Source organism: Halobellus litoreus, assembly GCF_024464595.1.
Taxonomy (GTDB): Archaea; Halobacteriota; Halobacteria; order Halobacteriales; family Haloferacaceae; genus Haloquadratum; species Haloquadratum litoreum.
Genome location: NZ_JANHAW010000001.1, coordinates 216,144 through 231,283 on the forward strand (window position 1 = coordinate 216,144; position 15,140 = coordinate 231,283).

Annotated in this window: 13 protein-coding genes; 4 read left to right on the top strand and 9 right to left on the bottom strand. The window is 65.1% G+C overall.

Features of this window, described 5'->3' with window-relative positions; all coding sequences use genetic code 11:
* The first annotated feature begins 35 nt into the window (after positions 1–35).
* On the top strand, positions 36–2,021 hold the full coding sequence (locus NO360_RS01080; protein WP_256305532.1) for an ATP-binding protein: 1,986 nt from the start codon (positions 36–38) through the stop codon (positions 2,019–2,021).
* A 163-nt stretch (positions 2,022–2,184) separates the two neighbouring features.
* The gene (locus NO360_RS01085) at positions 2,185–2,607 is read left to right on the top strand and encodes a universal stress protein (RefSeq protein WP_256305533.1); all 423 of its coding nucleotides are present in this window, start codon (positions 2,185–2,187) and stop codon (positions 2,605–2,607) included.
* A gap of 27 nt (positions 2,608–2,634) precedes the next feature.
* Here NO360_RS01085 and NO360_RS01090 read toward each other — a convergent pair whose 3' ends face one another.
* Complete coding sequence (locus tag NO360_RS01090; protein WP_256305534.1) at positions 2,635–3,291, bottom strand: lactate utilization protein; 657 nt, start codon at positions 3,289–3,291, stop codon at positions 2,635–2,637.
* Positions 3,292–3,442: 151 nt separating this feature from the next.
* Complete coding sequence (locus NO360_RS01095; RefSeq protein WP_256305535.1) at positions 3,443–5,668, bottom strand: CDC48 family AAA ATPase; 2,226 nt, start codon at positions 5,666–5,668, stop codon at positions 3,443–3,445.
* A gap of 191 nt (positions 5,669–5,859) precedes the next feature.
* On the opposite strand from NO360_RS01095, the gene larC reads away from it, so the two are divergent.
* Positions 5,860–7,269 (top strand): nickel pincer cofactor biosynthesis protein LarC, encoded by a 1,410-nt coding sequence (gene larC / locus NO360_RS01100; protein ID WP_256305536.1) that lies wholly within the window; start codon positions 5,860–5,862, stop codon positions 7,267–7,269.
* A gap of 23 nt (positions 7,270–7,292) precedes the next feature.
* On the opposite strand, the gene NO360_RS01105 is transcribed toward larC, so the two are convergent.
* Both NO360_RS01105 and NO360_RS01110 read right to left on the bottom strand, forming a co-directional pair.
* Positions 7,293–7,451 carry a hypothetical protein gene (locus NO360_RS01105; RefSeq protein WP_256305537.1) on the bottom strand — a complete coding sequence of 53 codons (159 nt, stop codon included), beginning with the start codon at positions 7,449–7,451 and terminating at the stop codon, positions 7,293–7,295.
* Between the two features lie 135 nt (positions 7,452–7,586).
* Complete coding sequence (locus tag NO360_RS01110; protein ID WP_256305538.1) at positions 7,587–8,393, bottom strand: hypothetical protein; 807 nt, start codon at positions 8,391–8,393, stop codon at positions 7,587–7,589.
* Positions 8,394–8,528: 135 nt separating this feature from the next.
* Between NO360_RS01110 and radB the strand changes: the two genes are divergently transcribed.
* Positions 8,529–9,224, top strand: coding sequence for a DNA repair and recombination protein RadB (gene radB, locus NO360_RS01115; protein WP_256305539.1), 696 nt, complete (start codon positions 8,529–8,531; stop codon positions 9,222–9,224).
* Between the two features lie 30 nt (positions 9,225–9,254).
* On the opposite strand, the gene NO360_RS01120 is transcribed toward radB, so the two are convergent.
* From NO360_RS01120 to NO360_RS01140, 5 genes are all read right to left on the bottom strand, one after another.
* Positions 9,255–10,400 (bottom strand): CBS domain-containing protein, encoded by a 1,146-nt coding sequence (locus tag NO360_RS01120; RefSeq protein ID WP_256305540.1) that lies wholly within the window; start codon positions 10,398–10,400, stop codon positions 9,255–9,257.
* Between the two features lie 118 nt (positions 10,401–10,518).
* Positions 10,519–11,283 carry a ferredoxin Fer gene (gene fer, locus NO360_RS01125; protein WP_256305541.1) on the bottom strand — a complete coding sequence of 255 codons (765 nt, stop codon included), beginning with the start codon at positions 11,281–11,283 and terminating at the stop codon, positions 10,519–10,521.
* Positions 11,284–11,861: 578 nt separating this feature from the next.
* The gene (locus tag NO360_RS01130) at positions 11,862–12,188 is read right to left on the bottom strand and encodes a hypothetical protein (RefSeq protein WP_256305542.1); all 327 of its coding nucleotides are present in this window, start codon (positions 12,186–12,188) and stop codon (positions 11,862–11,864) included.
* Positions 12,189–13,648: 1,460 nt separating this feature from the next.
* The gene (locus NO360_RS01135) at positions 13,649–14,083 is read right to left on the bottom strand and encodes a DUF7344 domain-containing protein (RefSeq protein WP_256305543.1); all 435 of its coding nucleotides are present in this window, start codon (positions 14,081–14,083) and stop codon (positions 13,649–13,651) included.
* A gap of 55 nt (positions 14,084–14,138) precedes the next feature.
* Positions 14,139–14,933 (bottom strand): winged helix-turn-helix transcriptional regulator, encoded by a 795-nt coding sequence (locus NO360_RS01140; protein ID WP_256305544.1) that lies wholly within the window; start codon positions 14,931–14,933, stop codon positions 14,139–14,141.
* Positions 14,934–15,140 lie beyond the last annotated feature (207 nt).

The window sequence follows — 15,140 nt, forward strand, 5'->3', positions numbered from 1 at the left end:
CGTTTTAGTCGCTGCCGCCGCTGTTCCGAGACGAGATGGATCTCGGGGACTTCGAGCCCGGCGGCGAGGACCGCTCGTCGGGGCGGGCCGACGACGACGACCGACGGACCGCAGGCGACGCCTCGCCCGCGACAGACGGAACGAGCCGGGGGAGCGACGACGGAGAGACCGTCGGCAACGACAGCGGCGGACGGACGACCGCTGGCGACGGCGGCGGTGACGTCGACGGGAAAACCCAGGGCGGCGACGCGTTCGAGAGCTACGACGTCTCGCCGGCGGGCGAGGATCGGGGACTGGGTGCGATCGCCGTCTCACAGGGCCTCCGGGTCGCCGAGGACGGCGACGACACCACGCTCAGGGCGTACGTCACCACTGACAACCGCGAGAGCGTCCGCCTCGGAAAGTACCTGCTCGTTCCCTATCCGGACGACGAACTGCTGTTCTCGCGGATCACCGCCCTGGAGTATGCCCAGGAGTTCCAGACCGACGACGCGACCGAGATCCACGCCCGGCGCGCGATGCGCCGCGACGACTTCGAGGAGCGCGACTACAAGTTCGTGGCGTCGCTCGCGCCGCTTGCGGTACTATTCGAGGACCGGAACGCGGCCGCCGCCGACGACGTCGGGGACGGCGGTACTGCCGTCGGAACGGACACTACTGACCCCGACGAGGAACTGAAACGTCGGATGGTCGACCGCGTCCCAAAGCCCGGCGCGGTGGTCGCCGAGGCGACCGATCCCGCGCAGATCAAGACCGGGCTGGCGATTCCCGCCGAGGGCATCTTCCTGGGCCACCTCTCGGTCGGCGGCGAGAAGGTCCGTACGGCGGCCCGGCCGCCGACGATCGACTACCGACTCAGAGACGACTACGACGACGGCGACCCGCTCGTGTTCCGGCACACTCTCGTCGCCGGCGGCACGGGGTCGGGGAAGACGCACGCGACGAAGAACGTCCTGCGACAACTCTTAGCGGAGGATCGAACGTACGAGATGGACGACGGCCGCTCGGCGCGCCTCGCGGTCGTCCAGTTCGACCCGCAGGACGAGTACGCCCAGATGCACGACGACAACCCCTCGATGGACGAGTCGACCGCGCGGCGCTACGAGCGCGAGGGGATCGTCCACGGCGGCCACGACGACACCATCGCGCTGGTGCCCAAAGAGGACGGCGTCCCGTACGGCGGCGACGGCCACCGTGCCGAGCAGTTGGAGTTCACGATCCCGTTCTCGATGGCGCGGGACCGACCGTGGCTCGTCGCGGGCAGCAGCCTCAACGAGAACCAGTATCCCGCGCTGACCCACCTGTTGAACCGATTCTTCCGCGAGTACGGGAACGGCGGGACGTACGCGGAGTTCCTGACCTTCCTCGACGACCCCGCGCTGCGAGAGGAACTCGACGAGTCGGGACGCGTCCACGAGGCGACGTTCGATGCGGTCAAGCGCCGCGTCCACGGCGTCCCGGAGGGTGTCTTCGACCAGTCGGCGCGGCCGATCACGGAACTGGATCACGAGCTCGTCCGCCCCGGCGGGCTGACGGTGATCCCGACGTACCACCTCTCGACGAGCCGCGCGAAGGAGCTGTTCGTCCTCGCGGTCTCCAGTCTGCTGATCGACGACAAGCTCTCGAACGCGCCCGACTCCGAGCGGATCAAGGAGACGCCGCTGCTCCTGGGGATGGACGAAGCGCACAACTTCCTCGCGGACGCGGACAACGTCCAGGCGCGGAAGGTCATCTCGAAGTTCACCGAGGCGGCCAAGCAGGGTCGCAAGGAGCGGCTGGGGCTCTTTCTGGTCACGCAGGACCCCCAGGACGTCGCCGAGTCGGTCTTCAAGCAGATCAACACCCGGCTGGTGCTCAACCTCGGCGACGAGGACGCCATCAAGAGCGTCAACATCCCGCCCGAACTGGAGGACAAGGTCCCGTATATGGAGAAGGGCCAACTCGTCGTCTACTCACCCGACAACTCCGAACCGGTCGAACTCGTGGGGCTCCCGGTCTGTCTCACCCGCCACGGGGAGTGAGCGGGAGCGCGAGGCGGTCCGCAGCGAAACGTATTGGGTTCCGCGGAGCGTCGCTCCGTAGAGAGTCACATCGGGATCTGCAGCGAGACCGCGGTGGCGTCCACAGGGACCGAGCGTTCCCGTCGGGGCCCGTTTTTTGTACCCCGCCGCTGTATCCGAACCTATGCCGAGGCACGTGCTCGTCCCCGTCGACGGCTCCCCGCAGTCGCTGCAGGCGATCGGATTCGTCTCCGCCGAGTGGGACGACGTCGACGTGACCCTGCTTCACGTCATCAATCCGGTGCAGGCGGGCTACCGGGCCGGCGTCCTCCCGAGCGGGTCCGAGGAGTGGTTCCGGGAGGCGAAATCCGAGGCCGAGGAGATACTCGACGAAGCCCGAGCCCAGTTAGAGGTCGACGGCGACGTCGAAACGGCGATCGAGGTCGGGCGGCCGGCGGCGACCATCGTCGAGGAGGCGCGCGAACGCGGCGTCGACCACGTCGTCGTCGGGAGCCACGGCCGCCGCGGCGTCTCGCGGCTGGTGCTCGGGAGCGTCGCCGAACACGTTGCTCGGCGGTCGCCGATCCCGGTGACGATCGTCAGGTGAACCGTCGGCGGGGGGAAGCGGCGTCGATCAGTAGCCCAGTTGGTCGCGGACGAGCACGATCGTCGTGCGGCCCTCCTCGACTTCCTGTCGGAAGATGAGCTGTTTCGCGATCGCGGACTCGACGCCGTAGGCTTCCTGGGCGCGCTCGTTTTCGAGCGGGTACGCCACGGATTCGAGTCGATCCAGGGCGTCGTCGAGCGTCGGCACGATCTTGTTCACCCCGCTGACGATGACCACGTTGCTCGCGGCGAAGGGGTACGCGCCGATTCGGCTGCCCGAGAGGTCCGCAGCGACGAGTTCGCCGGTCTCCGAGATGGCGTTGATGCCGCCGAGGAAGTAGTCCGCGGTCTGGGACTCGCGACGGGCGGCCTGCCGTTCGGCGTCGTCGTCGATGCTCCAGATCTGGTCCGGGAGGCTCTCCCACTCGTGGTCGCCCTCCGAGAGATAGTCGTCGAACCCGATCTCTTCGAGGGTCGTCGAGTGGCCGTTCATCACGGACGCGCCCGCGGGAATCTGGGATTTCACCGCTTCGAGCGCGTCGTCGGCCGAGTCGACGACGACGACCTCGAACCCGTTGGCTTCGAGATTCGCCACGGTCTCTTCGACGGTCTCGTCGTCGGCGAGTTCGTCGAGCGTTGCGTCGATTTCGGTGTCGTCTACGTAGTCGGATTTCTGTTGAGACATCTGCGAGAGTGTGTCGGTTTCGACACCGAACGCTACGCTCGTGAATCACTTAATCTCTCGCGGACACCGGTATCAGGTGGTTACGCCGACGTTATCGTAATATCAGATAGTCGAAAAATCCTCAGATTCGATCGGGACGAGCCCGAAACCGTTACTGGAACCCGATCCGGCCGTCGCGGCGCTCGCCGATGCCCTCGCGGGTGCCACCCTTGAACTGGTCCTGCATCTGCTCGTAGTAGTCGAGCAGGTCGTCCGTGATCGTCGGCCGCACGGACTCCATCGCCTGCCGGAAGTGCCGCATCTCGATCTCCTCGGCGTCGTCGTCCTCGCGAAGCGCCTCGATAGCGGCCTCGCGAGCGATGGTCTGGAGGTCCGAGCCGACGTAGCCGTCGGTGATCTCCGCGATTTCGCGCAGGCTCACGTCGGGCGCGAGCGGCGAGTTGCGGGTGTGTATCTTCAGGATCTGCTCGCGGCCCTCCTCCTCGGGTTGACCGATGAGCACCAGCCGATCGAACCGCCCCGAGCGGATCAGGGCGGGGTCGATCATGTCCGGTCGGTTGGTCGCGGCGATCACCATCACGTCGCCGTTCTCCTCCAACCCGTCCAGTTCCGTCAGGAGTTGGTTGACGACACGCTCGGAGACGTTGTTGCCGGTCTCGCCGCCCCGACTCGGCGCGAGGCTGTCGAGCTCGTCGAAGAAGATGATCGTCGGGCTGACCTGTCGGGCCTTCCGGAACGTCTGGCGAATCGCCTTCTCGGACTCGCCGACCCACTTCGAGAGCAGTTGCGGCCCCCGGACCGAGATGAAGTTCGCGTTCGTCTCGTTGGCGACGGCCTTCGCGATGAGGGTCTTTCCTGTCCCTGGGGGCCCGTAGAGCAGCACGCCCTTCGGCGGGTCGATACCCATCCGGTCGAACCGGTCCTGGGAGGTCAACGGCCACTCGACGCTCTCTTTGACCGTCTGTTTGGGGTCTTCGAGGCCGCCGACGTCGTCCCACGACACCTTCGGGAGTTCGACGAGCACCTCCCGCATCGCCGAGGGTTCGACGTCCGCGAGCGCGCCCTGGAAGTCCTGGCGCTTGACGATCATCCGGTCGATGAGGCTCGGCGGGATGTCCTCCTCGTCGAGGTCGATCTCCGGGAGGTATCGGCGGAGCGCCTTCATCGCCGCCTCCTTCGTCAGCGACTCGATGTCAGCGCCGACGAAGCCGTGGGTCTCGTCGGCGAGGTGATCGAGCGAGACGTCGTCCGACAGCGGCATCCCGCGGGTGTGGATCTGGAGGATCTCCTTGCGACCCACCTCGTCGGGGACGCCGATCTCGATCTCGCGGTCGAAGCGGCCGGGCCGGCGCAGCGCCGGATCGACGCTGTCGACGCGGTTCGTCGCCGCGATGACGATGACCTCCCCGCGCGTCTCTAAGCCATCCATCATCGTCAGCAGTTGGGCGACGACGCGGCGCTCGACCTCGCCGGTCACGTCGTCGCGCTTCGGCGCGATCGAGTCGAGTTCGTCGATGAAGATGATCGACGGCGACTCCTCGGTGGCGTCCTCGAAGATCTCGCGCAACTGCTGTTCGGACTCGCCGTAGTACTTCGAGATGATCTCCGGGCCGGCGATCGAGAAGAAACTCGCGGAGGTCTCGTTGGCGACGGCCTTCGCGAGCAGCGTCTTCCCGGTCCCGGGCGGCCCGTGGAGCAGCACGCCCTGCGGCGGCTCGATCCCGAGTTTCTTGAAGATCTGCGGGTGCTTCATCGGGAGTTCGACCATCTCGCGGACGCGCTGGATCTCGTTCTGGAGGCCGCCGATGTCCTCGTAGGTGATCCCGCCGCCGGTCTTCTCGAAGCCCGAGATAGGCTCCTCGCGGAGTTCGACCTCGGTGTCCTCGGTGACGAGACAGACGCCGTCGGGTTCGGTCTCGACCGCGATGAGCGGAATCGCCTGCCCGGGCGACCGCATAAACGGGTGGTTCGTCGACGACATCACCGGGACGATGTCGCGCTCGACGACCGGCCGCTTGAGGATCTGCCGTTTGACCATCCCGGCGGCGTCGGAGCCGAACTGCACGCTCGCCTCCTCCGGCGGCGCGAGAACGAGTTTCTCCGCCTTCGTTTCCTCGGCTTTTCGGATCGTCACGCGCTCGCCGATGCTGACGTCGGCGTTCTGTCGCGTGAAGCCGTCGATGCGGACCGTGTCGGTGTTCCAGTCCTGCCGGTCCGCGCGCCACACCTTCGCCGCGGTGGTCTCGGCGCCCTCGATTTCGATGATGTCGCCCGGCGAGAGCTTCAGATGGAGCAACGTGTCCGGGTCGAGACGGGCGATACCGCGGCCCGAGTCGTTCGGGTACGCCTTCGCCACTTCGAGTTGAACTTCGTTCATGATTGGGTCGCGGGGATACGTCCCGCCAGTCGGTCACGACCGGGGTTAAGTCCTTTCCTGCGCCGTCCCCGACGCGGATCCCTGCCCCCTACTGTGACACGCTATACCAATGTTGTCCGCGGGGATACAAATCCTTACCGACACCGGCATCGATGCGTGGACCTTTGCCCCGTCGCCGCGAGTACTCGCGTATGCGCACACTCGCCTTCGACGGCCGGATGGGTGCCAGCGGCGATATGCTGTTGGGCGCGCTCCTCTCGGCCGGCGCGGACCGCGACGCGCTCTCCCCCGTGGAGGACGCGCTCGACGTCCGATACGACGTGGAGACCGTCGACAAGAACGGAATTGCGGCCACGAGCGTCCGGGTGCTGATCGACGACGCGGACGGATCGCGGCGCTCTGCGACCGACGACGCGGACCCCGACAGCGACGATCGAGGAGACGAGTCGGACGCTGAACCCGGGCACAAATACCACCTCGGGCATAGCCACGACCACGATCAGTCTCACAACCATACCCACGCTGATCACGCTCACAGCCACACCCACGCCGATCCCGATCACTCTCACGGCGACCACGACTCGGGCGCGACGCCCGCAGAGGGCCACGGGCCGCACCGGACGTACGCCGAGGTCGTCGAAATCGTCGAGTCGATGGGACTCCCCGACCGGGTCGAGTCGGACGCGACGGCCATCTTCCGCCGCCTCGGCGAGGCCGAATCGACGGTTCACGACACCGATCTCGACGCGACGCACTTCCACGAGGTCGGCGCGGACGACGCTATCGCGGACGTCGTCGGCGTTGCGCTTCTCCTCGATGACCTCGGCGTCGAGCGGGTCGTCACGACGCCGCTCGCGACGGGCGGCGGCACGCAGGGAATGGCCCACGGCGACTACCCGATCCCGGCCCCGGCGGTCGTCGAGATCGCGACCGACGCCGAGTGGTCGCTGCGGGGCGGCCCGGTCGACGCGGAACTGCTCACGCCCACGGGCGCGGCGATCCTCGCGCACGTCGCCGAGGGCGTCGACGCGCTGCCCGCGCTGACGGTCGACGCCGCGGGCTACGGCGCGGGCGGTTACGACTTCCCGGACCGACCGAACGTCCTGCGAGCCATCGTCGGCGACGGCGGAGACCGCCTGGACCGCGAGGCGATCACCGTCCTGGAGACGAACCTCGACGACGCGACGCCCGAGGTGCTCGGGAACCTCCAGTCGACCCTCCAAGCCGTCGGCGCGCTCGACGTGAGCGTTCTCCCGGCCACGATGAAGAAGTCGCGGCCGGGCCACCTCGTGAAGGTCGTCGTCAAGCCCGAGGACGCCGAACGCGTGGCTCGTCGGCTCGCGTTCGAAACCGGGACGCTCGGGATCCGCGAGCACGGCGCTGGGCATCGCTGGGTGGCCGAGCGGGAGTTCCGGACCGCCGTACTCGAAATCGACGGCGAGCGCTATGAGGTCCCGGTCAAAGTCGCCAGCGACGCCGACGGAACCGTCTACGACTACAGCGCCGAGTACGACGCCGCGGCGGCGATCGCCGAAACGACCGGGCTACCCGCTCGCGAAGTGATGCGGCGGGCCGAATCGGCCGTTCGCGACGGGGAGTGAGCGGGACGGACGGTGGAGGATCGCTACTCGCGGTCTCGAAGCGTATCGATGCGCGCTTCGAGGTCGTCAATCGCGTCTTGGACCTCCTGTCGCGCCTTCTCGCTCATCTCTTCGGCGTCGTCCGCCGCGTCTTCGAACGCCTGTCGGACACGTTCTACGGCTTCGGAGGTTTTGTCGCTCATACGCGTCTGGGTACGCCGCCCACGGACCTAAAGGTACGGCCGGTATCCCGCCTCAACCCCGCTTGCTACTCGACCGCCACTTGCTACTCGGCCTCCGCTTGCTACTCGTGTTCCCCACCGTGGTCGCCTCTCACGTCAGTCGACCGCGGGATCCGCGTCGTCCGTGCCGTCGCGGGCCCGGTGCGTTTCGAGGGCCTCCTCGACCGTCAGTTCGCCGGCCGCGACCCGCCGGGCGAGCCCCTCGTCGATCGTGCGGCCGTCACTCGATTCCTGCCGCGAGCGGTCCTTGATGCGTTGGAGTTCGCCGGCGGTCGGGTCGATCTCCCGCGAGTCCGTCGCCTCGCCGGAGAGCCGCGCGATGTTGACCGCTGCGAGGACGTCGCCCATCCCGCGCGCCCCCGTCCCGAGGTACGGCGTCGTCCCCGTCTCGTCGACGAGTTCGACCGTGACGTCGTCGAGGTCGTTGACCAGTTGGGAGCCCTGGAGCCGCGAGCCGTCGCCGATGCGGACCAGCGGGTTCGGGGCGTCGGCGGTCTCCCGCCGGATCGTCTCGACGGCGTCAGCCAGCGGGACCTGGAACGCGGCGACGACGGTGTCGCCGGTGAGGACGGCGATCCCGGGTCGCGTGCCAGGGTCGACGCCGACGACCGTCCGCCCGCCGCCGCCCCGGAGGATCGAGACCGCCTCTTCGACCGCGCGGCGGGCCTCCGCGGCCGTCGCGACGACCACGTCGATCTCGGCGGCTCCCGACGTGTCTCCGCCGGTCGCTGCCGACGGTCCACGGTCAGCGACCGCTCCGTCCTCGGGCGAGCGGATCACTACCCGCGTCCCGTCGGGCAGTTCCGCGCCGGGCTGTTGGGTGGTGAACGCCACCCCGCGATCCCGCAGTTCGTCGACGACGTCGTGGTACAGCTCGAAGTCGTCGGTCGCGACGACGATCACGCTCCGGTCCTTCGGCGGCTCAGTATATAAGGTGTCGTGCGAGTCGGCCGCGTTCGTCCCTCGACTTCGACAGCCCCGTCGCGTTCGAGGGCTCGGACCGGGGGGTTTTTCGCCGAAGCCGACCGAGACACCCGCGTGTCAGACGCACTCACCACGGGGTGTCGGGCCCTCGACGACCTGCTCGGCGGTGGCTTCGAGCGCGGCACCGTCACGCAGCTCTACGGCCCGCCCGCGGCCGGGAAGACGAACGTCGCGCTCTCGTCGGCCGTCCAGGTCGCCGCCGCGGGCGAAACGGCCGTCTACATCGACACCGAGGGGCTCTCGATCGACCGGTTCCGCCAGCTGGCGGAGGCCGCCACGGGCGAGGGGCAGTCCGTCGAGGACGTCACCTCGCGGCTCATCGTCTCCGAGGCGCACGACTTCGAGGAGCAGGAGGAGGCCGTCCGCGACGCCGCCGAGTTCGCCGAGCGCGCGGAGCTGATCGTCCTCGACAGCGCGACCGGCTTCTACCGGCTCGAACGAACCGGCGACGCCGACGCCGGCGACTCGCTCCGTCGCGTGGCCAGCCAGGTGACGCACCTGCTCTCCCTGGCGCGGAAGCACGACCTCGCGGTGGTCATCACGAACCAGGTGTTCACCGATCCCGACAGCGATCGAACGCGAGCGCTCGGCGGCCACACGCTCGAACACTGGACGGGCGCGGTGCTCAGGCTCGAACGGTTCCGCGGCGGCAACCGTCGCGCGACGCTGGAGAAACACCGGGCGAAACCCGCGGGGGAGTCGTCGGCGTTCGAAATCACGGCCGGGGGGCTCTCGGGCGTCGAGCGCTGAACCGCAAAAAGCGGGAGAAACCGACCGGGTTTAGAGTTCGCCGAGCTTCCGAATCAGCTGCCCGCGGTACTTCTCGTCGGCGTTGAGACCCTTCAGTTCGAGGACGTTGCGTTCGAGCTTGTCGAGCGCGACGTGGAAGGCGTGTTCCGCGCCGTATCCCTCGCCGCTCCCGGCGATCTGGCCGTGGCTGGTCCGCAGCCGGATCTGACACTGGATGAGCGGCGTCCCGCGGAGCTTCTCCTTGTGCTGGTGGAAGCGGACGTGCGCGTGGAGCACCTGCATCTGCTGGTACTTGTCGACGACGGAGGTGATCGACTCGACGACCTCCGCCCGCGAGAGCGTTTCGAGCAGGCTGACGTTGGTGATCTGGACGTCCATACTCGACTCCTCGGTGAACGTGAGGGCCCGGAGGACGTCGGTCTTCGTCACGATGCCCTGCACCTCGGCGTCGCTCTCGGTGGGCGTCACGACGAGACCGGAGATGTCGTTCTCGAACATCCGCTCGACTGCCTCCTCGACGGTCTCCGACGGCGTCGCGGTGACGACCGGCGAGGACATCAGATCGTAGACGGGGAGATCGAGCATCCGGTCGAGATCGCCGCGCCGGTCGCCGCGGCCCTGCCGGCTGTCGTCGCGGACGACGAACTCGACGAGGTCGTGGGTGGTGACGATGCCGGTGAGCTTCCCGCTGTCCTCGTCGACCACCGGTAACCGGGAGATGCCATGTTCGCGGAGCTTGTTGATCGCCTGGCCGACGTGGGACTTCTCGCCGACGCTGACGATGTCTTCGGTCTGGATGTCCTCGACAGAGATGGCGTCGAGGCTGTCGAGAACGGCCTCGAGAATCGCGTCGCTGGCGATGACCCCGTACAGTTTCTCGCCCTCGAAGACGGGTGCGACCTTCACGTCGCCTTCCACGAGCATCCGGGCGGTCTCGCGGACGTCTTCGTGTCGGTCCACTCGCGGCGCGGACTTCATCACGACGGAGGCCTTCGTGTCGTCCTCCATCCGGGATCGGACGAGCTGCTTCTCGCCGATGACGCCGGCGTACTCGCCGTCGTCCGTGACGACGATTCCTCGGGGGTTCTCCCGCTCGAAGATGGCGCGAATCTTCCCCAGGCGCTTGTCGACGTCGACTTCGACGAAATCAGGAGTGGCAATATCAGTAATATCCATAGTCGGAGTAGCCTCCGGCAGAGTGTACGCCGGCTGCTGTCTTGAAACTTCGTCCCGTTCTCACGACGTTGGTGACAGCGACATCGGATCCTGGCGCAGGACCGACACAAATGTACGGTCAGTCGTCCGCTCGCGCGCTCTCGAACTGCTCGGCCGGGAGCCGGAGTTCCGCCAGTCCGGGCAGCCGCTCGATGTTGAACACGATCTTCAGATTGTCGGTGACAGGCTGACCGATACACGAGAGGCGGACGCCCTGTTCTTTCATCTCGTCGGTCAGGATGGTGCTCACCGGCATCTCGATTTCCCCCTCGACCACGGCGACCGCGCAGTTCGCACACGCGCCGCCGCGGCACGCGTAGGGCCACGAGAAGCCGTATCGCTCGGCCGCTTCCAGCAGCGTCTCGCGGTCCTCGACGACCAGTAGCCCGTGGCGGTCGACGTCGAGGTCCGCGGCCTCGGCCTTCTCGAAGAGGTCCTCGTCGGTGAGTTCCCAGCCGTTGGCTTCGAGCACCTCGTAGTCTAGGTACTCGACGGTCGGTCCGAGACTCCGATCCTCGCCCTCTTCGTCGGATCCCTCCGTCCCTCCGGATTCGCCTCGCGACCGCTCCGAACCGCGTCGGCCGTCGTCCCGACGTCCAGAGCCGGAACGCCCGTCCTCCGTCGTTCCGTTCCGACGGCCGCGGCCGTCGTCGATGTCGGTCTCGAACGTGGAGGGGTCGCGCCCCTCGGTGATGTGTTCGTAGGCGCGTCGGACGCGCTCGAACTCCACGAGCGACCCGCCGTGGTCGGGGTGAGCGTCCTTCACTCGCTTTCGATACGCCCGAACCACCGCGTCCCGGTCGGCGTCGGGGTCGATTCCCAGTACGTCGTACGGCGACTGCACGCGGTCGTCTTAGGCGATGACGGGGTTAAGTCCTCTCCTCGTTCTCGGCCGCGCGAGAACGCCGGCGTCGGTGCCGTCGCCACCCGTCCGTGGCTCTCGAACGACGCCAGACCGACTCGTCGAAGCCCATACCGACCAGCATCGCCGTGCCATCGCCGGACAGGGAGACGCGCAACCCACCGCCGGAGGGTGCACTCCGGGTCGCGTGTCCGACGAACCCGAGACGAGTCCGTCGAACACACCGCGCGTCAGCAACTCAGGCCTAAGTCCTGGGCTTCTGTCGGTATCGTCGCGATGCCTGTCGATGCTCCCGGCGATCGCCTCGATGACCCGATCCTCGACCTCTCGTTTGACTGCCGTCTCGAACGCAGAGAAATCGAATTCCGCTTGTGAGCCCTCTGTAGATGGCTGTGAGATGTCCGCCGATTCTCCCGAGGGTGTACTGAACGTGACAGTTGGCCGGGGTCACCTTCTTCAGCATCAACTCGAACGACGCCCGCTCATTCCCTGCAGATACGCGCTGGTGGAAGTCGTTGAGGTCGCCGCGCCCTCTTTCCTCGGCGCTGCGAAGAGTTCTCTCACTCTCTGTGGGACGATCCCAATTCTATTCCGTATGGGGTCTCTGGGGCCGCTGGAAACCCATCGTACGGCTCCGTTCCCTCGTGACAGCAATTCCACGCACGCATCTCTGCGACGAATCGAAAGACCTCCTCGTCGACCGGAATGTGCTTTTCTCCGTTGTCGAATGTCGTTATCGGCACGTCGAACTCCGAGTGATCCGTCTCGTGGACCGTCGAACAGGTCTTACACATCGCCTGCCAGCCGCGGCCGACGAGCACACCGTCGTCGAACGTTTTGAGCTCTTTCGAGTTCTGGACGATGTCGCGGAAATGGTAATCCACCATTCATTTTAGGGCGTTGTGTGTTCGGAATCTTATGTCTGTGGTGTCAGCTGGTGGGTGCGCTCTACTCTCCGGTCGGTGACCGAACCGATGGGTGTTGACTGGGTTCGTTCTCAGCGCATTCTGTTTTAGAGGCACTGTTGAAACCCTCACCACCAGATAGGAACTGCGTGCTGAATACAGAGGTCGTGTCGGCCACGAGATCGGAGTCAGCGTACCCTCACGGTCGCCCGGTGCTAATCCATATTGATTCGGACGAAATAGACGACCGCTCCGAACAGGAGTATCCCGGTGATTAGTAAACCACGCGGAATCTAATTCAGTTTATTTTATCGATGTGATTTGAACCCTTTCCACCGCAGGTAGGGCATTCATATTTTCTATCACTATTCGTGTCGCTTTTCTTTGGATACTTTTGTCCGGTCCCACGGCAGTGCTGGCACTCAATTCGTGGGCCAGTAAGAGTGAGAACGCCCAATCCACTGCAGGTAGGGCATTCATATTTTCTATCACTATTCGTGTCCCCTTTACCGGGATATTTTTGACCGGTCCCGCGACAATGACGGCATTTATATAATTCCTCGCCACTTCCTACGGCTATTTTGTTAAAACCAACCCCGTCACAGGTAGGGCATTCATATTTTCTATCACTATTTGAACCCCCCTTGCCGGGATATTTTTGTCCCGTCCCCCGGCAGTGGCGACACTCAACAATATAGTAGTCAGGTTCCCTTTCGATAATCACTTCCGTATACCGTTCGATCTTAACTGTCTCTCCCATACGTTCGTATTCAATGACGTATCACCACCCATACTTAATCGTAACTCATATCCGAAGGTGATGTGAGATTCGGAACTTGAAAACTTCCGCCCGACAGCGGTCTTTGATGTCTTCGTAGTAGGTGTGGGTCTGTCACGGCCCATCTGACAGAAAATAACCAAGACATTCTTGCCGTGTTGCCCCCGTTAGCCTGTCTGGAAACATCAAAAGACGGAGATTGGGATGACTCGCCTCGTGACCGATACGCGCGCTGTATTCCGTACGGTCGCTACCTATCACCTGCTGCGGGTTTCAACACGGCCGTTTCAGAGAAAGAGCATACGGTCCCGCTGTCAGTCCCGTGTATGCCTACGGATCGGTTCCGCAGCATCGTCTCGATATTCGGCGGTGGGACACGCTCGATGCGATTTTGAAGTCAGATCGACGCGACCGCTACCTGGCAGTGAGAACACTGTTTCTTGTCGATCGCCACATACACTGATTCGCAGGATGGACATCTAAACAGCGACGGAGTCGGTTTCTCGCTTGTCTGTTCGTCCTGTTCCGATGGCGGAGGATCCGATACTGAGCCGTTGGAGCCTCCGGTGATCGTCCGTCGTACTCTCGTGATGAGTTTCGTCAAGATCATTTCGTGTGTCGTTCGTTCCGGTGTGTGGTCGAAGAGCGCATCACAGCCACCCGTTCAGTGCTCAACTTTCGTGCCGGCGAGTTCGGCGCTGAACCGCTGACAGTCCCGCACGCCATCCCAGAACTCGTCCGGCGGGTGTGCGGTCTCGACGCTCCGGTTCTCGCGATCGAACTCGACGATCCCACGCTCGTGGAGTTTCGGCAGGTGCGTGTGGACCAGCGAGATCTCCACCCGTTCCGTCGAGTTCCGTTCGTCTTCCCCACCCGTATCGGCGGGGTGTCGTCCCTTCTCGGTGGATCTTTCTCCGGCTCGCCAGGGGTGCTGCCCGTCGGTTTCCAGAGACGCGACGGCCGTCGCGAGAGTTCCGACGTTGATCGACTCGGTCTCTGTGTGGTTGCGCAGGTAGTAGATGGCGAGTCGTCGCCGTTGGTCACGCAGCAACCCGAAGAGGTCCTCCATCGGGTCGCGTTGGTAGGTAACTTGCTCCACGCTCGTCGCATCTGGCCGTCGCAAAAAATCCGTTGTGGAGGATCCGTCGAAAGGGTCAGGTCCCGTCTCCCAACTCGTCGCGGACCGACGGGGCCACCCGCGTCTCGACGGTTTCACCGTTCCGTTCACGAACCACGAGCCCGTCCGTCTCCAACTGCGAGAGGTGGTGAGAGACGGTGCTCGTGGCACGGTCGAGCTCCTGGGCCAAACTCGTGACGCTCGCCGGCTCTGTGCGGGCTACCGAGAGCAGTACCGAGCGCTTGGCCTCAGAGACGAGTGCCGTTTGCAGCGCTCGATCGGGTCCGTCCAACGCAACCGGGAACTGTCGCTTGTAGCCCCGGTACTTTTCCGCCTCGATCAATCCCGCAGACTGGAGCACGCGGCTGTGATACCGGACCGTCGAAAGCGGCTCGCCGACCGCATCAGCGAGTCCGGCCAGGTGAATACCCGGTCTGTCGAGGACTGTCTCGAACAGCCGTTCCCTGGTCTCGTGGTCCAGCGTCTCCGTCTCACCGTACCGACTGGCGCCGGCTATCGGCGCGAGCATCACCGGCGAACTCTCGATCGTCCCGACCGTCGTCAGGAGGTTGGACGCCACCTCCTCAAGGGAGTGCGGGTGTGCCCAGTCCGTCGGTACCGTCGTCGTTCCCTGAACAGCGACTGATTTCGGTTCGACGCCTGCCACCGGCTTCGCCTCAACACTGACGACCGGCGTCGTTTCGACTCCGATCGGTTCAGAGTCTACGGTCGCGGAGACCCTCTCCTCGCTGGCAGCCTCTGCACCAGCTACGGGGCCGGCCACCGCTCCAACGAGGAGAAGTGTGACGACCAGGATTTGGGTTCGGACCATAGATGAGCTACCGGGAACCGGTGTCGCTGTCCGCGCCGGCGACCCGATCCCATCCGGAGTATTTCGAGGAAGAATTTAATTATACCGGGTAAGTTTAGTATGATCTTTCAGAAATAAGAGAAATTATCGAATTTTCAGATAATAAACTCGGATATTCACGATCCACTACCTGATCTGCACAAATAGTTACCCGATGGCCCCGTCCTG